We start from the raw sequence: 21,239 nt of genomic DNA on the forward strand, positions 1-21,239 counted from the left end.
AAAACCCCTTAATAGATAGAATTTTGAAATAAAAAAGAGCATGAAAAAACTAACACTCCCCTCACAAAGCGAAATAATTTATCTCAAAGGAATTATCAATTACACAGAATTCCATCTTGAAAATGGAAAAAAAGAAATTTCCAGCTCCACTTTGCTAAGGCACCAGGAACGCCATACGCACTTTTTGAGAGTGAATAAATCACATCTGGTAAATCCCAAGTTTGTGAAACGCATTCATTCTGATGGCCCTCAATATGAAGTAGAACTAAAAAATGGCCTAAGGCTTAATGTAAGCCGCCGTCGTAAAAACATTTTAGAACAATTTCAAATAGCATAAAATCAAACCAACAATACAATGAAAAATCTCTACTCCATTTTCTTACTCACTATTTTAAGTACTACGCTTTTAGCCCAAACCACCCGCCGCGTAAATGGTGATCCAGACATCACTGGTGTGAATGTGTACAGTACCATACAAGCAGCCGTGGATGCGGCTAGTGCAAATGATGTCATTTTAATAGAACCCTATGGGAAAAACCAAGGGGAAAATCCGGCTTATTCAGAATACGTTACTGTAGATAAAAAACTCCATTTTAGAGGCAATGGCTATAATTTGACCAATCCATTATTAACAACAATTCCATTAGATACTCGTCACGTTTATGTGCAAGCTATAACCTTAGGTATTGGTAGTGGTTCAAGTACTATTTCTAATCTGAATTTAGGTGACATTAACATATATTCCCCGAACGTCGAAGTTGAATCCTCAAAAATTCAATCATCCATTTATTTATATAGTACAGAAAGCGGTTCGGTCATAATAACGGAAGGTGTAGCTCCGATTATAAGAAAGTGTATGACAACCTATATTCAAGATGGGAGAGGAACATTGTCTAGAACAAACTCAAATTTAAATATGGTCCTAGAAAACTCAGTAATATCGGGCTCTTTATCTGGTACAGATAACTCTATTATAAAAAACTGTCAGATCCAAGGGTTAAGCGGCGTTGACAATTCAGTTCTAACCAATTGCATTTTCTTGACTTTATTTGTTGGATCCACTTATAGTAACTATAATAATGCTATTTCTCACTGTTTAAGTTTTGCTGATGACCTTCCTGCCTTAGGAAACAATATTAATAGTGCCGTTTGGCAGCAAGTATTTATTGGGTCAAGCTATGGCGGCTTAAGTTATATAGAAGAAAATGAGCGAGTTTTATCTAGTTCTTCTTTAGCTAAAAACGCAGGTTTAAATGGTGGGGATATTGGCGTTTACGGAGGAACTTACCCTTATGAGCTTTCGGGCCTACCGCACCATCCTATAAGTACCTTTTTTATCAATAGTGGTATTGGTAATAATTCCATTGATATTGATGCAGTCATCACTATAAAAGCAAATTGATTATGAAAAAGCTAAGCCTTTTAATTGGCTTTGTTTTTTCTGTCACAATACTGTCAGCTCAAAACATTGCCAACATAGAATACTTTATTGATACGGATCCCGGTATGGGAAACGGCACAGCCATCGCAGTAACTACGCCAGCCCCAGAAATTCAAAGCTCGTTTTCTTTTCCCTTAACAAGCTTGTCAGATGGTTTTCACACTTTACAAGTAAGGGCTCAAGACGATGACGGAGACTGGGGAAATACGGTATACAGAGTTTTTGCCAAGTTCTTTATTACCAACGGCGTCATACCAGTGCCAGAGAACATAGTGGCTGTGGAATATTTCATTGATACGGACCCTGGGCATGGAGCAGGTACGGCGATACCTATTACACCCGGTATAGCTCTAAATGAACTTGCATTTACTTTTCCGGTAACTGCTTTAGCCAATGGTTTTCATACGCTACAAGTCCGTGCTCAAAATGCTGATGGGCATTGGAGCAATACGACGTACAGAGTCTTTGCCAAGTTTGATTTGACCAATGGTGGGTATCCTACGCCAGCTAATATCATAGCTGCAGAATACTTTATAGATAATGACCCTGGGCATGATAACGGCACGGCTATTCCAATTACGGCTGGACAATCTTTGGATAATTTAGCCATTTCTTTTCCTGTAAATTCACTTACAGATGGTTTTCATTCGCTATCCGTAAGAGCTAAGAATGCTGATGGTCACTGGGGAAATACAACTTATCGCTATTTTGTGAAGTTTGATACAGCTCCCCCAGTAAATACGCCACCCTCGCCAATCGTTTACTTAGAATATTTTGTAGACAATGACCCTGGTGCAGGAAACGGAACGAGTGTACCTATTTCTAGCTCATTTTTTTTGGACAAACAAATGATTGATGTCCAACTAAATAGCTTATCAAATGGTATTCATCGCTTATCTGTTCGTTCTAAAAACCAAAATGGAGATTGGAATCAGGTCAATTATCAAGAATTTACTGTTAAAGATAATGTAGTCGCAATTGGCAATGCATTAGACGCTTTTTGTAGAGATAATGCTTTTAACGTTCCTTTTTCTGTATCTGGAAGCTTTTCTCCTACTAATACCTTCACGCTTCAATTGTCCGACCAAAATGGTAGTTTTAACAGTCCAATAACACTTGGAACCAGTTCAGGCAACAGCTCAGGGACTATATCAGCAATTATTCCAGCAGGCACTACTGTGGCTCCTGGGTATAAAATGAGAATCATTTCTTCAAGCCCATCAGATGATGAACAGCCCATTAAGCTTTTTGAAGTTTTGGCCATTTGCCCGCCTCCTTGTGCTGCTAGCGAAACGCTGGTTAGCACCGCTGATGATATCAATGGTAGTATGACTTTAATTGAAGTAAACGGTACTACGGGCTATATCCAAGCCAGCAATAAGGTACTAAATGGTGCAAATGCTACATTTAATGCAGGCCGCTACATTGAACTTACTGAGGGTTTCGAAGCAAATTCAGGTACTGTATTTACAGTGGAGATTGGTGGTTGTGAGTAAATCACTAATAAATATCAAAGCCCGTCACTCCTAGTAGTGATGGGCTTTTTGCGTTTTTGGGGATATTACTAATTATTGCTGCAAGAACTTATTTACACATAAAACGCAAGTCTTACTTCCGGTCCAGTTAGAAATAGTAAAATAACTATTTGGCGGTATACACTACTTGACCATCAAAAATAGTCATAGCCACTTTAGTTTTTAAGATATCCGCTTCTGGAATAGTCATAATGTCTTGGTCAAAAATGGTAAAGTCGGCAAGTTTTCCCTTTAAGATGGAGCCCTTTATTTCTTCATCATAGGAACCATAAGCCGCATCTATGGTATAAGACTTTAAAGCTTGCTCCCTTGTCATTTTTTGTTCTGATTCATAACCATTTTCGGGTGTTCCTTTTAGAGTCTTCCTGCTCACACTAGCATAAAAGCAGGCAATTGGATTAATGGGTTCTACTGGAACATCCGTCCCATTGATAATAGGCACTCCAGACGTTAAAAGTGATTGCCACATGTAAGCTCCTTCTTTTATTCGTAGCTCTCCTAGCCTATCTATGGCCCACGGCCTATCAGACGACATATGAATACCTTGCATGGCTGGAATTACATTTAACTCCGCAAATCGTGGAATATCCAACGGATTAAGATGCTGAGCATGTTCAATTCTGAATCTATGATTCTGACTTTTTACAGGATACTTTTTAAAACCTAGTTCATATTTATCAAGAATCTCTCTGTTAGCTCTATCGCCAATGGCATGGCTACAAACTTGAAAGCCGTTTTCTAATGCTTTAAAGACTATATTTTCAACACTTGCCAAAGGAATAGTAGAATGTCCGAAATGACCGGGCATATCTGAATATTCTTCTAATAACCAAGCTCCTCTGGAACCTAAAGCCCCATCTGAATGAATTTTTATAGCCCTAATGTTTAAGAGATTATCTTCATCAAAAGCAGGTCCTTTCTTATACCATTCTTCCAATAAAGTACTATCGGTACTAGATAACATGGCATGAAGCCTTACCTTAAGCTTACCTTCCGCCTTCATTTTATTAAAAAGCTCAACTGTTCCTCTGTAAATACCAGCATCATGAAAACTCGTAATTCCGTTTTTATGACAAGCTTTCATGGCTGATTCAAAGGCCTTTTGAACTCTTTCAGGACTATCTTTCGGTATAACAGAGCCAATTATGTATTCTGCATTTTCATTAAAAATACCCGTTGGCCTTCCATCTGGGTATCTAATTATTTCGCCACCATCTACTTTTTTCGGAGCCTTGGAAATAACGCCAGCCATTTCCATAGCTTTGGCATTTGCAAAACCTGCATGTCCGCTTGCATGACCTAAGTAAACAGGGTTATTTGGAGAAACAGCACTTAGCATCTCGTGCGTTTGAAAACCTTTGACCATAGGTTCTGGAAGTTCTGACCATTTACTTTGATGCCAGCCTCGTCCTAATATCCACTCACCCGGTTTGGCATTTTTAGCCGCATCTTCCACTATATCAATGATTTCTTGATAACTGGTGGTTGTGCTTAAATCTAGTTCTAATTCACTATATCCCAATCCCATTAGGTGTCCATGCCCTTCTATGAAGCCGGGTGTCATGGTTTTACCCTCTAAATCTAACATTTCAGTATTAGAATCCTTGAAGCTCAAAGCATCTTCCAGGGAACCACTAAAGAGTATTATATTATCTTTAATAGCAACCGATTCCACTTTAGGATTACCCTCATCCACGGTATAAATAGTGCCACCATGAATAATTAGACTTGCTTTTGAAGAATCGCCTTCCTTTTGACAGGAAAAAGACATAAATAAGGATAAAACAATAAGTATAACTCTCATGCTCAGTTTCTGATAATAAGATTTAAGCTAAGAGATTCTTTTGTTAAAGTAAAAGTTTAAATGATAAATTATGGAAGAGGTAGTAGCAAAAAAAGCAGGCGGCCAATAAAATTGACAGCCTGCTTTGAATTATATAAGAAAGGATTAAGAATTACTTCTCTCTCACACTTACCGCTATTCTACGGTTTTGTTCAATTGTCTAACTAAACATCGATGCTAGATAACAACTAATGATTAAATTTATAAGTCAAATAATATCTAGCTAAATTCAAGTATGAATAACGACTTAGGAATAGCTTTAGGAACTCTTATAATATTATGTGGTACTGGTTGGACGGCATATCACACTTACAAAAAGGGAATTGAGGCAGAAAAATCGGAACAAGCAAGTATAAAACAAGCGACTGATACAAACTCAGCCGTTAAAATAACAAAGGAAATAGCTCAAAGCTCAGATATAAAAATTGACGCACTAAATTTTCAAAATTTGGAGCTCAAGCAACAAAATATACATCTGCAAGAACGTATTGATAATTTAAGAGCTGAAAACACTAGCCTCTATGAAAAATTGCAAGGAAAATCCATCAAAATGTTTGACTTTGCCAGTGATGCCAATACTTACCCTAGGTTAACATATTATACTCATCAAGGTCAAAATCGATTATCTGTATTTTTGGAAGTAATAGGAGAAAATTCACTTTCAAATGTAGAAGTAGAGCATATTAACCTAACTGATTTAGAAGACTTTAACCGAAAGGGCTACCCAGTAAACTCTGACCCGACAATCCAAAATAGAATTAGAGAGGAATTCCTATCAGCAAAATTCAATGCACCTGAACTATCAGGAGGTTCATTTTCCAACAAATCCAAAACAGAAGTTTACTCAGGCCCAACAATTAGGCTCAAATCAAGAGACCCATTAAATACGAAAATCTACAAATTAAAAGCCATTATACGGACGAAAACTAATGCATTTGAACAAACTACGGTATTAAAGTCATACATGACTACAAAATCTGGTTTTCTGTGGACTGTATCATACACGATTAAAGATCAAACAGGAAAAGTATTAGAAGAAAAAAACTTCCCACCCCCGTATTAAAGTAAAAAAGCCCCGAAACCATAGTTTCGAGGCTTTTGATATAAAGATTCTATTCTTACTTCTCTCTCACACTAACCGCTATTCTACGGTTTTGAACTCTACCTTCTTCGGTGTCATTTGAAGCTACAGGATGAGCTTCACCATAACCTTCTGATTCCACTCTAGAATTATTTACTCCTAAACTCAATAAAGCAGACTTTACGGAAGCAGCTCTATCGGAAGATAACTTTAAGTTAGCATCAGGATTACCAGTATTATCTGTATAGCCACCTACTTTGATTTTTACATTTGGGAATGCTTTTAATATCTGAGAGATATTCACCACTTCTTTCATGGTATTGGCGTCAATATTCGCACTTCCAGTGGCAAAGTTCAATTGATTAAAATTAAACCAATTCTCTTTTCCTGCTTCCTCTTCAGATTCAATGAATCTAACCATGGACTCTTCTATACCACCTTTTTCAAAATCCAATGCCTTGCCTTCGCCAAACATAGAAATGGTATTAACAGGTAATTCTTCAAAAACGGGATAAGCATGTTGTTCTCCCACCACTCTATCTACCGCAATATGAGGTGCAATAACCAAAGAAACGATAGACATCAACTTAATAAGAATGTTCATGGATGGCCCAGACGTATCTTTGAATGGGTCACCTACGGTATCACCAGTTACTGCAGCTTTGTGAGCGTCAGAACCTTTATATTCCATTTTACCATTAATTTCCACGCCTTTTTCAAAAGACTTCTTAGCGTTATCCCAAGCACCACCAGCGTTATTTTGGAAAATACCCATCAATACACCAGAAACAGTTACACCAGCTAACAAACCTCCCAATACTTCTGGTCCGAACGTAAAGCCTACAATTACCGGAGTAATTAAAGTAATAAGCCCTGGAAGCATCATTTCTCTAATGGATGCTTTGGTTGAAATAGCCACACATTTATCGTATTCAGGTTTCCCTGTTCCTTCTAAAATTCCAGGAATCTCTCTGAATTGTCTTCTCACCTCTTCTACCATCTCCATAGCCGCACGGCCCACAGCCGCAATAGCCAATGAAGAGAATATGAAAGGAATCATACCTCCGACAAAAAGACCTGCTAAAACGTCTGCCTTATAAATATCTATAGAAGAAATACCTGAAAGACCCACAAAAGCAGCAAAAAGGGCTAATGCTGTCAAAGCAGCAGAGGCTATAGCAAAACCTTTTCCACTGGCTGCAGTGGTATTACCTACCGCATCCAAAGTATCTGTTCTTTCTCTCACTTCAGCAGGAAGCTCACTCATTTCTGCAATACCACCGGCATTATCTGCAATAGGGCCAAAAGCATCAATAGCCAACTGCATGGCTGTGGTGGCCATCATACCGGCAGCAGCAATAGCCACACCATAAAGACCTGCAAACTCAAATGAAAGATAAATACCCGCAGCTAATACCAAAATTGGAATAACCGTAGATTCCATTCCTACCGCTAAACCACCAATAATATTAGTAGCATGACCCGTTGAAGACTGATTCACGATAGACTGAACAGGTTTTTTACCCATAGCTGTGTAGTATTCCGTCACCCAAGACATCAAAGCTCCAACTATAAGGCCTAAAACGATGGCATAAAACACATCTAGACTTGTAAAAGACTCACCTCTGATAGACATTTCATGAGGTAAAATATACATGGTCAATGGAAATGAAGCAATACCCGTTAAAACGATAGAACCCCAGTTGCCGATATTAAGAGCCGTTTGAACGTTTCCGTTATCATCTTTAACACTTACAAAGAAGGTACTGATGGCAGAGAAAATTAAGCCCATACCTGCTATAAGCATTGGTAGTAATATTGGAGCCCATCCGCCAAAGTTATCATCAGAAGCAATCTCTCTTCCTAAAACCATGGTAGCTAAAATAGTGGCCACATAAGAACCGAATAAATCTGCTCCCATACCAGCTACATCGCCTACGTTATCACCCACATTATCGGCAATCGTTGCAGGGTTGCGAGGGTCATCTTCTGGAATACCCGCTTCTACTTTACCTACTAAATCTGCTCCCACATCCGCAGCTTTGGTATAAATACCGCCACCTACACGAGCAAAAAGTGCGATAGACTCTGCACCTAAAGAAAATCCTGCCAATACTTCTAAGGCCTTTTCCATGCCATGAGCATCTCCAGAACCCGTTACGAACATATTGAAGAACCAGATAAATAATAAACTTAAAAACAATACCGCTAAACCTGCCACTCCAAGACCCATCACAGAACCTGCTGTAAAAGATACCTTTAAAGCATCTTTCAATGAAGTACGTGCGGCTTGGGTAGTTCTTACGTTTGCTTTAGTGGCAATGTTCATTCCTACATATCCTGCAAAAGCCGAAACGACAGCCCCTATAACGAAGGCAACCCCAATTAACCAATGAGAATTTTCTACAAGCGTACCCGACCAAGTCAAAAGTATAGCAACAGCAACAACAAAAATTCCCATCACTTGCCATTCGGCTTTTAGAAAGGCCAAAGCTCCATCTGCAATCGCCTTTGCAATTTCTTGCATTTTTCCGCTTCCCGCATCTTGTTTAGTGACCCAACGAGCCTTAATTACCATAAAGAGCAGTCCAACAATACCAAGAATTGGTACTAAGTAAAATAATGGATCCATAAAATAATCTGGTTTACATTTTGGTTTTGTATTAACAATAGAATCAAAGTCCCGCAAATTAAGCGTTTCCTTAATAAAAAAAAATTAAAGTGCCTCTGCTAAATTAGTTAGGGCAATTCCCTATCTCAGCTTTAAAAACGGTCGTTTCCTTCGTTTCAAAACCTGCAGTCAAAAGTATAGAATTGGAGGCTACATATTTAATATGAGAACTTTCTCCAATCTGCTGAGAAGAAGAAATAGGTTTTCCATAAAAAAACTGTTCGCTACTGTTATTTAATTGACCACTTAAAGTTAATGGAGTATTACCATCTTGAAAGCTAAAAGGAATGTTAGTTATGGCTGGGCAGTTCCACGACTGAAGACAAGTGGCCGTTAAATTCAAAGGGGTTTTAACGTTATTAAGTACCACACCATCGCCATATTTAATAATACCACTATGCTTCCACTCTATGGTGCCACTACACCCTAAACCAAAAATTAGATAACTTTCTGTAGTACAAAGTGTCACTGGAGAGACTTGTGGAGCCGTACTAGATATCTTATAAGAATAAGGGACATTATTCTTATCCAAACCTGATAGCGTAAGAGAGCCAGAACCAGATGATGCTGAAATTCCAGAACCTTCTACAATTTTATTAATCTCTGAACTATTCAAAGAAATACCACCAATGGGATAGGCATAAACATCCGGAATACTTTTTACTTTTACTTTGGCTTTTTCAGAAAGGCTGGTACAAAAACCTTCGCACTGACTCAAAGCATAATAATTTTGAGTACCTATATTAGCGGTAGAAATTGTCAGCGTGTCATTGTTTGAGAGAAAATTTGTTAGTGCCTCATCCGCATACCACTTAACACTTGGCGGAGCCACAGGTTCCTTTGTCTTAATAATGACCGAAAATCCACTGACGCATAATGGGTCTAAGGTGGCGTCATCATCTGCTATCAAAGTCCATTTCCCTTGTGGAATCATATTCTGATAAACACTCAAATCACCACTAGCTTTAAAGTTGCCCGAAGCCGGCAAAGGATCTCCTATTAAAGCCTGCCCGTGAACATTAAAAACGGTAGTGACCACACCCGAAGTGCCACTTCCTCTTCCATAATCACTTACTCTCACTAAATCCACTTTGACTCCTTCTGGCGAAACAATACTAAAAGAGACCTCCTCGTTAAAGGCCGAGCCTCCACCGTCTGGAACATCGCAGTTATTATGTGTGCCACCGTCTTTCTTTTGCCAGGTAATAGATACGGAAATAGAATCTATTAAGCCGCCCAAATTGGAAACGGTTACTTGAGGATAATCTCCACTTTTCTCAAAACCATCAAACCCAACGACAGGCCCCACATAGTCAAAAGATGAAGGACCGTAGGCATCGCAATCCGTTGGAGTAGCTACCACAAAGTTATTTTCAGAACTACAGTAAAACGCTGATAAATCAGTCACGGATGGTCTTGGTGAGACATTCTGATTATGAACCACTTTTAAAACTTCTGATTCCACCACACAGGTACCTAAGGTTCTCACCAACTTATAGGAGCCTTCGGTTTTGGCGTATACGCTTTTAGCATTTGAAACACTGGTTCCATTAAAAAACCACTCGAAACTTTCTGTGGAGACCGGATTAATATCAAACAAGACAGAATCTCCTTTACATAAATAATTAGAACTTAAGGCAAAGGGCGACTCCGAAAACAGATTTACACCTTTACATGAAACCGCTGTCAGTAAATTAACCCTTCCACTACCTACTGAGCCAATGTAATTCGGATTTTTATCCTCTATATCATCCGACGTAATCTCTAAAATATATGCTATACTATCTGACGACAATGTTGAAAAACAAGCTTTTAAATATCCTGCACACGCTGCCACCAGCGGTGTAGCCATTGAAGTACCATTAAATGAAGCATAAGCATTAAAAGGTATGGTACTAATAATGCCCCTACCTGGTGCAGATATATCGACATAAGAACCAAAACTAGAAAAGCTACTTAACTGGTCTGTCATATCCAAGCTAGCTACAGCCATGACGTGGTTATATGCGGCGGGATATTGCAGCACATTGCTGCTTTCGTTTCCAGCTGCCGCAATGATGAGAGCACCATTGCCGTAAGCATCATCTACCACGTCTTGCTCCAATTGTGAAAAGCCACTTCCACCCCAAGAAAGACTAATTATCTTAGCTCCATGATCAACCGCCCAAATAATTCCTTCGAATCCGTGACTTATGGCTCTATTGCCGAAAATATCAGCATTACCTTTAACAGGCATCACTTTTACTCTGTTATTACTCGCAGAGGCTCCTCCAGTAATATTATTATTAACAGCCGCCACAATTCCAGCCACATGGGTACCATGAGAATAGCTGGCGTTTAAAGGTCTTGGGTCGGAATCATTATCTCCCACATCATAACCAGAGACCAAATTTGCTGCTAAATCTGGGTGTGTGATATCAAATGCATTATCAACAACCGCCACTATAATGTTTTGAACTCCTGGGTTAACATCCCAAGCTTGAGGAGCTTTAATTTTATCAAGATGCCACTGCTGGTTGTAAAGTGTATCTGTCGGCGTGCCAATAACCTCTCTTTTTCTTACCCTTTCCGCGTATTCAATAGTACCATCTTCTTTCAGGTCTTTGAGTATTTGATCCATGGATTGCTCGTTGTCTATTTTTATTCTATAGACATTTTTAAGCTTCTCATTTTTGGACTTATAGAAAGGCGTGACGGCATAATCTATTTTAGAATTTAAATTCTCCACCGCCCTTTGAATAGTGGGAATCTCTCTTACTATATTTACAGCCGATGATGTCTTAATTAAACCTGGTCTAGCAAATTGAGCTTTAAGCCGAACATATATTTCACCATCAACAAAATCGTTGTTAATTTGCTGGCCCGTACAGATTGACACCGTAGCAAGCCATAAGAAAAAACCGAGATTAAATAATCGTCTGATAACCATAACTGTATTAGTAATTGCAAATTAATGAAAAAACTAAGCTTCCTCCTCTTAATCCTTTGTAGTTTTATTCAAAGGATCCATGCCCAAGAAAAGATATACGATTCAGGTGATTTAATACAGGGCTTAAACAAGCTTAATGTAGTAGGTTCTGCTCTTTATATTGCCGCTCATCCAGACGATGAAAACACCCTTCTGATTACCTGGCTTGCCAATGAAAAAAAGGTAAGAACGGGCTACATCGCCATGACAAGAGGAGATGGCGGCCAAAACCTTATTGGTACAGAAAAAGGCGAGTTTGCTGGCCTACTAAGAACCAATGAGCTCCTAGGTGCTAGAAGCATAGATGGTGGAGAGCAATATTTCACTAGAGCCAATGACTTTGGTTATTCTAAAACCACGGAAGAGGCTCTGGCTACTTGGGGTAAAGAGCAAATTTTATCAGATTTAGTTTATCGCATTAGAAAATTCCAACCCGATGTACTCATCACCAGATTTCCACCCGACGAAAGAGCAGGACATGGGCATCATTCCGCTTCGTCAATATTGGCTGAAGAGGCTTTTGATGCTGCCGCAAATCCTAAAGCTTTTCCAGAGCAACTTAAAGAAGTGGACGTCTGGCAGGCCAAACGATTGGTTTGGAACTTTTATAACAGAGGTTTTACCAATACACCTCCAGAAGACGACAGCAAATTTATCAGAATAGATATTGGTGGTTTCAATCCTCTACTTGGAGAATCTTATGGTGAAATTGGCAACAGAGCCAGAAGTATGCACAAAAGCCAAGGTTTTGGTTCTGGCCTTTTTAGAGGAGAAAGAATGGAGACATTGAGACATACCAAAGGAGAGCCTGCAGAAAATGACCTTTTTGATGGCGTAAATACCACTTGGAGTAGAATTCAGGGTGGGCAGCTGGTCACCACCATTATTAATGACATTAAAAGAAATTTTAATCCTGAAATCCCTTCAGCCTCTGTTCCTGCTTTAAACCAACTATACAAGTTAATACAGACACTTCCAGAAAGTCCAATGGTGAAGAACAAGTTGACAGAATTGGAAAACTTGATACCAAAATTTGCTGGAATCCATATAGAAGCCAATGCCAAAGACTTCAGCAGCAGCCCAGGAGATTTACTAAAAGGTACGCTTAGAGTGATTAACCGCTCTCCTTTAAAGACTTCTTTAGTGTCTTTTACCATTGACCAAATCAATTATAAATCTGCTGAGCAAATTGACCTTAAAAATGGGGAAAGGCTAGAAATTGATTTCTCTGGAAATGTGCCTTCAAATACCGAGATCTCCCAGCCATACTGGTTGAAAGAAAAACATGACTTAGGGCATTATCAAATTAGTGACGAAGCTTTGAAAGGGCTACCCTTATCTCCACCATCCGTGATGGGAACTGCAGTGGTAATTATAGAAGGTTTAAGCCTTGAATTGCCTATTCCAGTAAGCTATAAATACGTAGAACCTTCTCAAGGAGAAATATACAGACCGCTAGAAATTAGTCCATTAGTCACGGTCACCCCAAATATTGGTTCTCTTATTTTTAGCAATACCACCCCACAAGATATCTTGGTAACCGTTCATGCTGGAATAGATAATGCCGTAGGTGAAGTTCACTTAAAATTGCCAAGCGGCTGGTCTTATACTTCTAGCAGCAAGAAATTCAATATTGAAAAGAAAAACACAGAAAGTACGCTAAGCTTTAGTATAACACCACCTAAAAGTGCTTCTCAAGGTGCCATCGAAATTAGTGCCTCCATAAATGGCAAAACAATAAACAATGCCAGAAACACCATTAAGTATGATCATGTCCCAGAAATTACCACATTTCCTAAATCAGAAGTGGAAATAGTTAAACTTGATCTTAAAAAGGTAGGTCATACCGTAGGATATATCATCGGAGCGGGAGACGACATCCCAGAAGCTCTAAAACAAATAGGCTACGCGGTAGATATTCTTTCAGAAAAAGATCTAAACAAAAACCTTTCAAAATACCAAGCTATAGTGATTGGCATAAGAGCTTATAATGTGCACGAATGGCTTCCATTTTATCATAAAAACTTAATGAATTATGTTAAAAATGGTGGAAATGTTATTTGTCAATACCAGACCAATGGTGGTTCAGATAAATTCTCAGATAAAATGGGCCCATTTCCTTTTAGCATTAGTAGAGACCGAGTAAGTGAAGAGGATGCTGAAGTTAGGTTTATGGATAAGCAAAGCCCTGTTTTAAACAAACCAAACCTCATTTCTCAAGACGACTTCAAAGGATGGGTACAAGAAAGAGGTTTATATTTTGCGGCAGATTTTGAAAAGAACTACCAATCTGTTTTTTCTATGAACGACCTCAATGAATCTGAAAAAACAGGCAGTCTTATTTACGCCAAATATGGTAATGGCCATTACATTTATACTGGAATCTCATTTTTTAGAGAGCTGCCAGCAGGGGTTTCAGGAGCTTACAAATTATTTGCTAACTTGATTTCTCTTAAATGAATTGGAGCAAAACAATTTCTTGGTGGGAGATCTCCATCATCTTTACCTTTTTACTGATCTATGCTTTCTATTTCTATAGAATGTATAGGATAGGAAAGAGTTTGGGTAAACCCTCCAAGTCTATTTACTTCAAATTTTTTTTAAGAACGGCTTATATGGCCTTAATTATTATTGCCATTCTGGGTCCAAGTTTTGGAATTTCAGAAACTGAAGCAAGGTCATCTGGAAAAGACATTCTTTTTGCGGTAGACTTGTCGGCTTCTATGGATTGCTCTGATATAGCACCAAGCCGACTAGAAAGAACCAAACTAGAAATCATTAACTTAATAGAACAGTCTAAAGGTGACCGAATCGGGGTTATGGTATTTTCTTCCAAAGCTTATTGGCAAATCCCTTTAACATTTGATTTGGCTCTTGTTAAAGAGTTTGTTACACTAATGAATACTTCCATGATGCCAAATCCTGGAAGCAATCTAGAAGCTCCTTTGGCAAGCTTACAAAAAAGGCTAGAGCCTGATTCTAGCAGTACTCGCTCAAAAATGGCCTTTCTTTTTACTGACGGCGAATCTTTCCAAGAAGTGACGGAGGAAACCAAAAAACTTTTAAAAGGATCTAAAGACCATCTTATTTTGGTGGGAGTTGGAACCCAAGCTGGTGCAGAAGTTCTAAAAAACAATAAACCAGTTTTATTAGAAAACGATATTCCAGCCATTTCTAAACTTGATATTATAGGGCTTAACAAATTAACAAGAAGCATCGGTTCTAAGTTATATTTTTTAAAAAACGAAAAGAATAATCTAGAAAATGCCTTGATAGATATCAAAAACATTCAGAGTACGGCCTTGGACAGAAACAAGTTATTGGTCACCAATAATAAATACCAGAACTTTCTGTTCGTTGCTCTTATATTAGTGGTGTTAGACCTTATCATCTCCACCAAAGTATTCCAAATTTGATACCTTTTATATTCCATATCCTTAGGTTGTTATTTAGTCTCATTTCCCCCTTTGACGCCAAAGAGAGGAACATCATCTATGCCGAATTTGAAGAATCCTACCGGCAAAAAAAATGTGACGCCGCTATCGTGCATTTTGAAACTTTAAAGCAGGAAGAACTGCCTATTACGGTGGAAATAAGACTTAAAGTAGCAGATTGCTTTTATCAATTAAAAGACACCGCCCGACAGAAAAAAGAGTTGGCTTACTTGTCTTACGTTCATAATCCTTCTCAAAAATCAACGATACTTAATCAAAAAGCCATGTTGGCGGCATATGCTGGGGATACTTTAAATGCAATAAATCTCTTAAAAATGGCAATTGAGACAGAAAACACTAATAACTTTGCCAAAAGGAATTATGAGCTCTTAAAAAAAGTTTACCGTCCAAATCAAAACAGGACGCCACCGCCGCCTCAAAACGCTTCTAATAATAACCCATTAGAAAACCAAGGAGGAACCGTGGCAAAATCCAATGAAAAGGAAGACCAACTTAATAGTAGCAATCCACCAGCCATTGAAAGAGCCCAAGCTCTTAAGCTTCTGGATGCCATGAGGGCAAATGAATATAATAAACTTCCAATGCTTTTGGACGTCTCGTCTGACACATTGGATTATGGAAATTGGTAATTAACATGAATGTATTAAAAGAATCAAATTTTAGTTTTGAAGGTCAGCAAAGCCTTTATCACGGAAAAGTAAGAGACGTTTTCGGTTTTGAAGACGGTTTGTTAATGATTGCATCTGACAGAATCTCTGCCTTTGATGTTATTCTTCCAGAGGCTATACCTTGCAAAGGACAAGTACTGAATCAGATTGCAGCTAAATTCTTAAAAGCCACGGCAGACATCGTTCCAAACTGGCTCCTAAGTGTACCAGATCCTAATGCCACCTTTGGACTAAAATGTGAGACTTTCCCTGTAGAAATGGTCGTGAGAGGCTATTTGGCCGGGCACGCCTGGAGAGAATACAAAAGTGGAAAAAGAGCGGTTTGTGGTGTAAAACTACCTGATGGTTTAAAAGAAAACGACAAACTCCCAAACCCTATCATCACCCCTACCACAAAAGCTCATGAAGGGCACGATGAAGACATTTCAAGAGAGGCTATCTTGGCCAATGGAATTGTGGCGGAAGAGAAGTATGTTCAGTTAGAAAAATACACGCTTGCCCTATTTCAAAGAGGAACAGAAATAGCCGCCGAACAAGGTCTGATTCTCGTAGATACCAAATATGAATTTGGAGAAAAGGATGGTGTCATTTATTTAATAGATGAAATACACACGCCAGACTCTTCAAGGTATTTTTATAAAGATAGTTATACCGAAAATCAGGAGAAAGGATTAGCTCAAAAACAGCTTTCTAAGGAGTTTGTTAGAGAGTGGTTAATTGAAAACGGCTTCCAAGGAAAAGACGGTCAAAAAGTGCCTGAAATGACACCTGAAAAGTGCAACGAAATTAGTATAAGGTACATTGAACTTTACGAAAAAGTGACTGGTGAAGTCTTTGTTCCTGCCAATAATGTAGATATTTATAAAAGAATTGAGGAAAACGTGAATGATTTCCTTAGAAACAGAGGATAAAATGAGCTATCTAAAAAGTGAACGCCTAAATAACCTTTCATACGCTATACGCGGGCCTATTTTTGATAAGGCTCAGGCACTTGAGGCGGCGGGACATAAAATTGTCAATCTGAATATTGGAAATCCAGCCCCATTTGGATTTGATGTGCCAGATGAAATCATGGAAGACATGATTTTGAATATGAGAAATGCCCAAGGGTACTGCCACCATCTTGGTATTTTTCCTGCCAGAAAGGCTATCATGCACTATACCCAGCAAATAGGCATTCATGATGTAAGAATAGAAGATATTTTTATAGGTAACGGCGTAAGTGAGCTTATTGTAATGTGCATGCAGGCCCTACTTAACCCAAACGACGAAATACTTATTCCTTCTCCTGACTATCCTCTATGGACCACAGCGGTGGGTTTGTCTGGCGGAAAGGCCGTCCACTATGTATGCGATGAAGAGGCAGACTGGAATCCTGACGTAGCAGATATGGCATCTAAAATCACACCCAAAACAAAAGCCATTGTACTTATCAATCCGAATAACCCTACGGGGGCGGTTTATGATAAAGACGTGCTAGAGCAGATTGTGAAATTAGCCAGAGAGAACAACCTTATGGTCTTCTCTGATGAAATATATGACAAAATCGTTTTTGATGGCAATAAACATGTACCCATTGCCTCACTGAGTGATGATGTTTTCTTTATGACTTTTGGTGGCTTATCTAAAAACTATCGTGCTACAGGTTTTAGAGGCGGCTGGGTGATAGCCAGCGGTGCCAAAGAAAAAGCAAAAAGTTATCTCGAAGGGATAAACTTACTAGCCAGTATGCGTTTATGTGCCAATGTACCTACCCAGTATGCCATACAGACCGCTCTTGGTGGTTATCAAAGCATTGACGACTTAGTAGCAGAAGAAGGTAGATTAAGAAAACAGCGAGATTTGATTCATTACCGCTTAACGGATATTCCGGGTATTACCTGCGTAAAACCAAAGGGCTCTTTGTATGTTTTTCCTAAAATAGACTTAAAACAGTTTAGTTTTAAAGACGACGAACAGTTTACAATGGACCTGCTTACAGAGCAAAAAATATTGGTAGTTTCTGGTTCGGGTTTCAATACATTTGACCAATCTCACTTTAGAATTGTGTTTCTACCAAATTCCGAAACATTACATAATGCTGTAGATCGTATCAGTGAATTTTTAGATGAAAAAAGAGTGACTGTCAAACAAAAGGCCATATCATAAATATGGAAATATTCCTCTTAATCTTAGGCGGTGTCTTCTTAATTATTGGCCTTGTAGGTTCTGTTTTACCTCTTCCCGGCCCACCACTAAGTTTTGGAGGAATAATAGCCCTTCACTATTCTAAATACGCTCACTTTTCTGAGGAACTTCTTATTGGTTTAGGAATAGCCACGGTAGTTGTTGTGATATTAGACTATTACGTGCCTATCTGGGGCACTAAGAAGTTTGGCGGTACTAAGGCCGGTGTAAGAGGTTCTATGGCTGGTCTTATTATTGGGCTTTTCTTTGGTCCTTTTGGTATTTTTATCGGAGCTTTTTTAGGAGCCTTAATTGGCGAATACCTTTTTGGCGATAAGCGTAATGCCCTTAAAGCCGCCATTGGCAGTTTTGCTGGTTTTGCAGCAGGCATGGTCATGAAAGTTACGCTATGCCTTTTTATGATTGGTTATGCCATTAAGGCAGTGTGGGGCTTCTGGAATTAAGACAAAAAATTAGCTCCCATCATTGATAGGAGCCAATTCAGCTACTGAGTGAATCTATACTACTTAAATTTTCTAAATCGGTTTTACTTTAATTCTATCTCCGATTTCAATAATATTGGTATGTAAACTGTTTAGTTTATATAACTGATTTACAGTTACTCTATAGTTTACAGATATTCTATACAATGTTTCTCCCTTTTTTACGGTATGAATAACAAACGCTGATGGCACCTCTTCGCTATCTTCTACACCTAGTACCTTATTCTTTAAATTAGTGCTGTAACTCTTATTCTCTACTGGCTTTGCTACCAACTCCCTTCGCTGCACTTCTTCTTCCTCCTTAACCAAAACCACGAGTTCCTCTTTCGCTATTTGGGGTTCAGAAATAATCTTTTCAGGTTCTACAACCTTTTTAAGAATAAGCTTAACTTCCTCTTTCGGAGTTTTTGTTTCAGCCAATACTTCCTCTTTTATAACCTCAGGATTAGGCCAATCAAAAGCCGTTCTAGTTTCCAAAATCGGGTCGTTTTCCAACGCCTCTTCGGCTATTTTTTTCTCATTTATCTTTAAATACTCCACGGGTTCATTCTTCCCTCTTTTATCTTTAAGATAAACCACTCTTCCTCGTTGAAATATCTGTGTGGTTTCTAACCTGTTATACTTCAGAAGGTCTTGCAGTTTTATACCATAAAGCATAGAAATATCCCAAAGGTTTTCGCTCTCTCTAGAGATATGTTTATCTATTGGTCCTTTTGAATCTTTATCTTCTAAATAATAAATCTGACCTATAGTTACCACGTCTGTCTCCTGCATGTCATTATAATCCAGAAAACTCTTATCAGAAACTTTCGCTTTAAAAGCCAAATCCACGTAAGAATCGCAAAGGTCTGCTTTAATGCCACGCTTACCATTAATTCTATAAAACTGCCCTCCTCTTCCTTCTGCTAGGCTGGGCTCTTCTGTTAATACAGGAAAACCCATTTCCTCTTTCGGAAAATCTGTATTGCTAGATATCTCTGCCAAAATCCTGACATCATTATATCTGGCTGCAGGAACAATCACCAACACAGGAACAAATTCCTTCTGAATGCGGTCATCTTTAAGCCACAGATTCCATTTTTTTAATTCTAATGGTTCCACTCTTAGGTCTGCAGCTATCACATTTAATGTTTTCTGGCTTCCGTAAGGATATTGATAAACCACCTTCTCTTCTTTAGGTCTAAACGTTGGCATCTCATTCTCCATGACTAGCTTAAAAGCCAAAAACTGAATAAGAGAACTAAACGCAGGACTATCTATAACCAAGTATTTTTTACCATTCCAGTTTCTGTTAACTCCTAAAAGATTAATAACATCTCTGCTGGCCAACTGGGCAAAAAGTGTCGTACCCCAACTATTATAAAGAACGTTATTTCGACGAAAACCTATGGCTGCACCATTAGTGGCTAAGAAAAAATTCTTTCTTTCGTCTATTTGTGAATTCACTCGCAGGTCTTGGTCTGCAGCAAAATCTTTTGTCATACACCAAAAAACACCTTTCTCTAATAATCCACTCTCAGCGGTGTTTTTTTGATACTTATTATAAATTACTAAATATCTAAAATCGTCAGGTACGGCAGATTCTTTTAGTACTGGCGTAACTTCTGGAAGAAATAAAGTCAAAAACTCCAACTGTTTCTGTTTCAATTCCTCATCGTTATCTAGCTTAGTGACCTCTTCTCTTAAAAGAAATCTTGTGGCATCATTAAGCTGAAAAACAACATCCGCGAATTCAATTTCGTATGGAATTTTTGGTAATTGAACTTGCCTGTTTGCTTTTGAATAGGAAAATATTAAACAAAATACAAACAGGCAAATGGTAACCTTTCGAAGGTTTAGGGGTTCAATTTGGTTTATCAAAAAAGCATGTAAGTCCATCAAATTTGCATACCATCTCAGACAATCGGGAGACTTATTTCCCTTTTCCTGATTTGATGATTCAAACTTAATTTATTGAATTTATACTTCCAAATAAAAAGACAGTAAATATTAGAAATTTAATCTTTTCAGTAAGTATTGAAAATTTAATACGAAAATAAATGCCTGATTTCAGGCATTTACGAGAGAATAATCTTATTTACTCCACTTTTTATAAGTGTTAATTAAGCCGTTTGTAGACGAATCATGAGAAGAAACTTCTTCATCAGCCAGTAGCTCAGGGTAGATGGCATTGGCCAATTGCTTTCCTAGCTCTACGCCCCACTGGTCAAAACTGAAGATATTCCAGATGATTCCTTGAACAAAAATCTTATGCTCATACATGGCAATTAAGCTTCCCAAAACTTTTGGGGTAAGTTTCTTAACCATTATAGAGTTGGTAGGTCTGTTACCTTCAAATACTTTAAAAGCTTTCAATTCTTCTATCTCTGCTTCTGATTTACCCGCCTTTACAAATTCCGCCACTACCTCATCTTCCGTCTTACCATTCATTAAAGCCTCTGTCTGAGCAAAGAAATTTGCCAAAAGCATTTTATGCTGGTTTCCTATCGGATTCTGACTTTGAGCGTGAGCGATAAAATCGCAAGGAATAAGTTTTGTTCCTTGATGAATCAATTGATAAAAAGCATGCTGTCCATTGGTGCCTGGCTCACCCCAAATAATAGGACCTGTCTGATAATCTACTTTTTTACCCGCTCTAGTGACGTTCTTACCATTAGACTCCATGTCCCCTTGTTGGAAATAGGCCGCAAAACGGTGCATATACTGGTCGTAAGGTAAAATGGCATGTGAGTCGGCATCGAAAAAGTTATTATACCAAATACCCAAGAGACCCAAAACCACAGGTATATTTCTTGACAATGGCGTCGTCTTGAAATGATTATCCATTTCGTGAGCTCCTGTTAATAGAGAAACGTAGTTTGTATAACCAATACTACACGCGATAGACAGACCTATGGCACTCCAAAGA

At 38.5% G+C, this 21,239-nt stretch carries 15 protein-coding genes; 10 read left to right on the forward strand and 5 right to left on the reverse strand.

Features of this window, described 5'->3' with window-relative positions:
• Positions 1–40 precede the first annotated feature (40 nt).
• From ACTBZY_RS18225 to ACTBZY_RS18235, 3 genes are read left to right on the forward strand one after another with little or no spacing between them, the layout of a single operon-like run.
• Entirely contained in the window at positions 41–337 is a 297-nt protein-coding gene (locus tag ACTBZY_RS18225) for a LytTR family transcriptional regulator DNA-binding domain-containing protein (RefSeq protein WP_463047792.1), read from the forward strand.
• Between the two features lie 18 nt (positions 338–355).
• Positions 356–1,402, forward strand: coding sequence for a hypothetical protein (locus ACTBZY_RS18230; RefSeq protein WP_463047793.1), 1,047 nt, complete (start codon positions 356–358; stop codon positions 1,400–1,402).
• A gap of 2 nt (positions 1,403–1,404) precedes the next feature.
• The gene (locus ACTBZY_RS18235; RefSeq protein ID WP_463047794.1) at positions 1,405–2,937 is read left to right on the forward strand and encodes a 3-coathanger stack domain-containing protein; all 1,533 of its coding nucleotides are present in this window, start codon (positions 1,405–1,407) and stop codon (positions 2,935–2,937) included.
• A 145-nt stretch (positions 2,938–3,082) separates the two neighbouring features.
• On the opposite strand, the gene ACTBZY_RS18240 is transcribed toward ACTBZY_RS18235, so the two are convergent.
• Positions 3,083–4,780 (reverse strand): amidohydrolase, encoded by a 1,698-nt coding sequence (locus tag ACTBZY_RS18240; RefSeq protein WP_463047795.1) that lies wholly within the window; start codon positions 4,778–4,780, stop codon positions 3,083–3,085.
• A gap of 274 nt (positions 4,781–5,054) precedes the next feature.
• Here ACTBZY_RS18240 and ACTBZY_RS18245 point away from each other — a divergent pair, with 274 nt between their 5' ends.
• Positions 5,055–5,882: a hypothetical protein gene (locus tag ACTBZY_RS18245; RefSeq protein ID WP_463047796.1), complete on the forward strand. Its 828-nt coding sequence runs from the start codon at positions 5,055–5,057 to the stop codon at positions 5,880–5,882.
• A 55-nt stretch (positions 5,883–5,937) separates the two neighbouring features.
• Here the strand turns inward: ACTBZY_RS18245 and ACTBZY_RS18250 are convergent, their stop codons facing one another.
• Entirely contained in the window at positions 5,938–8,532 is a 2,595-nt protein-coding gene (locus ACTBZY_RS18250; RefSeq protein ID WP_463047797.1) for a sodium-translocating pyrophosphatase, read from the reverse strand.
• A 103-nt stretch (positions 8,533–8,635) separates the two neighbouring features.
• Positions 8,636–11,500: a S8 family serine peptidase gene (locus tag ACTBZY_RS18255; RefSeq protein WP_463047798.1), complete on the reverse strand. Its 2,865-nt coding sequence runs from the start codon at positions 11,498–11,500 to the stop codon at positions 8,636–8,638.
• A gap of 24 nt (positions 11,501–11,524) precedes the next feature.
• On the opposite strand from ACTBZY_RS18255, the gene ACTBZY_RS18260 reads away from it, so the two are divergent.
• Genes ACTBZY_RS18260 through ACTBZY_RS18285 form a run of 6 tightly spaced genes read left to right on the forward strand, consistent with a single transcriptional unit; the run spans position 11,525 to position 18,292 of the window.
• Positions 11,525–13,999, forward strand: a complete 2,475-nt coding sequence (locus ACTBZY_RS18260) for a PIG-L family deacetylase (protein ID WP_463047799.1) — start codon at positions 11,525–11,527, stop codon at positions 13,997–13,999.
• Complete coding sequence (locus ACTBZY_RS18265; protein WP_463047800.1) at positions 13,996–14,955, forward strand: vWA domain-containing protein; 960 nt, start codon at positions 13,996–13,998, stop codon at positions 14,953–14,955. Before ACTBZY_RS18260 ends, ACTBZY_RS18265 begins: the two co-directional genes overlap by 4 nt.
• The gene (locus ACTBZY_RS18270) at positions 14,952–15,623 is read left to right on the forward strand and encodes a hypothetical protein (protein WP_463047801.1); all 672 of its coding nucleotides are present in this window, start codon (positions 14,952–14,954) and stop codon (positions 15,621–15,623) included. Before ACTBZY_RS18265 ends, ACTBZY_RS18270 begins: the two co-directional genes overlap by 4 nt.
• 5 nt (positions 15,624–15,628) lie before the next feature.
• Positions 15,629–16,573 (forward strand): phosphoribosylaminoimidazolesuccinocarboxamide synthase, encoded by a 945-nt coding sequence (locus ACTBZY_RS18275; protein WP_463047802.1) that lies wholly within the window; start codon positions 15,629–15,631, stop codon positions 16,571–16,573.
• Position 16,574: 1 nt separating this feature from the next.
• Complete coding sequence (locus tag ACTBZY_RS18280; RefSeq protein ID WP_463047803.1) at positions 16,575–17,810, forward strand: pyridoxal phosphate-dependent aminotransferase; 1,236 nt, start codon at positions 16,575–16,577, stop codon at positions 17,808–17,810.
• A 2-nt stretch (positions 17,811–17,812) separates the two neighbouring features.
• Entirely contained in the window at positions 17,813–18,292 is a 480-nt protein-coding gene (locus ACTBZY_RS18285; RefSeq protein ID WP_463047804.1) for a DUF456 domain-containing protein, read from the forward strand.
• A 72-nt stretch (positions 18,293–18,364) separates the two neighbouring features.
• Here the strand turns inward: ACTBZY_RS18285 and ACTBZY_RS18290 are convergent, their stop codons facing one another.
• On the reverse strand, positions 18,365–20,191 hold the full coding sequence (locus tag ACTBZY_RS18290) for a LysM peptidoglycan-binding domain-containing protein (RefSeq protein WP_463047805.1): 1,827 nt from the start codon (positions 20,189–20,191) through the stop codon (positions 18,365–18,367).
• A 213-nt stretch (positions 20,192–20,404) separates the two neighbouring features.
• Positions 20,405–21,239, reverse strand: an 835-nt coding sequence (locus tag ACTBZY_RS18295; protein WP_463047806.1) for a glucose-6-phosphate isomerase, incomplete at its 5' end; no start/stop codon positions are given.

It is taken from the genome of Arcticibacterium sp. (genome assembly GCF_055134445.1).

What these genes read in the sequence shown, in the direction of transcription:
- ACTBZY_RS18225 (WP_463047792.1), top strand. Translation starts at nt 41, where the DNA reads ATGAAAAAACTAACACTCCCCTCACAAAGCGAAATAATTTATCTCAAA.
- ACTBZY_RS18230 (WP_463047793.1), top strand. Translation starts at nt 356, where the DNA reads ATGAAAAATCTCTACTCCATTTTCTTACTCACTATTTTAAGTACTACG.
- ACTBZY_RS18235 (WP_463047794.1), top strand. Translation starts at nt 1,405, where the DNA reads ATGAAAAAGCTAAGCCTTTTAATTGGCTTTGTTTTTTCTGTCACAATA.
- ACTBZY_RS18240 (WP_463047795.1), bottom strand. Translation starts at nt 4,780, where the DNA reads ATGAGAGTTATACTTATTGTTTTATCCTTATTTATGTCTTTTTCCTGT.
- ACTBZY_RS18245 (WP_463047796.1), top strand. Translation starts at nt 5,055, where the DNA reads ATGAATAACGACTTAGGAATAGCTTTAGGAACTCTTATAATATTATGT.
- ACTBZY_RS18250 (WP_463047797.1), bottom strand. Translation starts at nt 8,532, where the DNA reads ATGGATCCATTATTTTACTTAGTACCAATTCTTGGTATTGTTGGACTG.
- ACTBZY_RS18255 (WP_463047798.1), bottom strand. Translation starts at nt 11,500, where the DNA reads ATGGTTATCAGACGATTATTTAATCTCGGTTTTTTCTTATGGCTTGCT.
- ACTBZY_RS18260 (WP_463047799.1), top strand. Translation starts at nt 11,525, where the DNA reads ATGAAAAAACTAAGCTTCCTCCTCTTAATCCTTTGTAGTTTTATTCAA.
- ACTBZY_RS18265 (WP_463047800.1), top strand. Translation starts at nt 13,996, where the DNA reads ATGAATTGGAGCAAAACAATTTCTTGGTGGGAGATCTCCATCATCTTT.
- ACTBZY_RS18275 (WP_463047802.1), top strand. Translation starts at nt 15,629, where the DNA reads ATGAATGTATTAAAAGAATCAAATTTTAGTTTTGAAGGTCAGCAAAGC.
- ACTBZY_RS18280 (WP_463047803.1), top strand. Translation starts at nt 16,575, where the DNA reads ATGAGCTATCTAAAAAGTGAACGCCTAAATAACCTTTCATACGCTATA.
- ACTBZY_RS18285 (WP_463047804.1), top strand. Translation starts at nt 17,813, where the DNA reads ATGGAAATATTCCTCTTAATCTTAGGCGGTGTCTTCTTAATTATTGGC.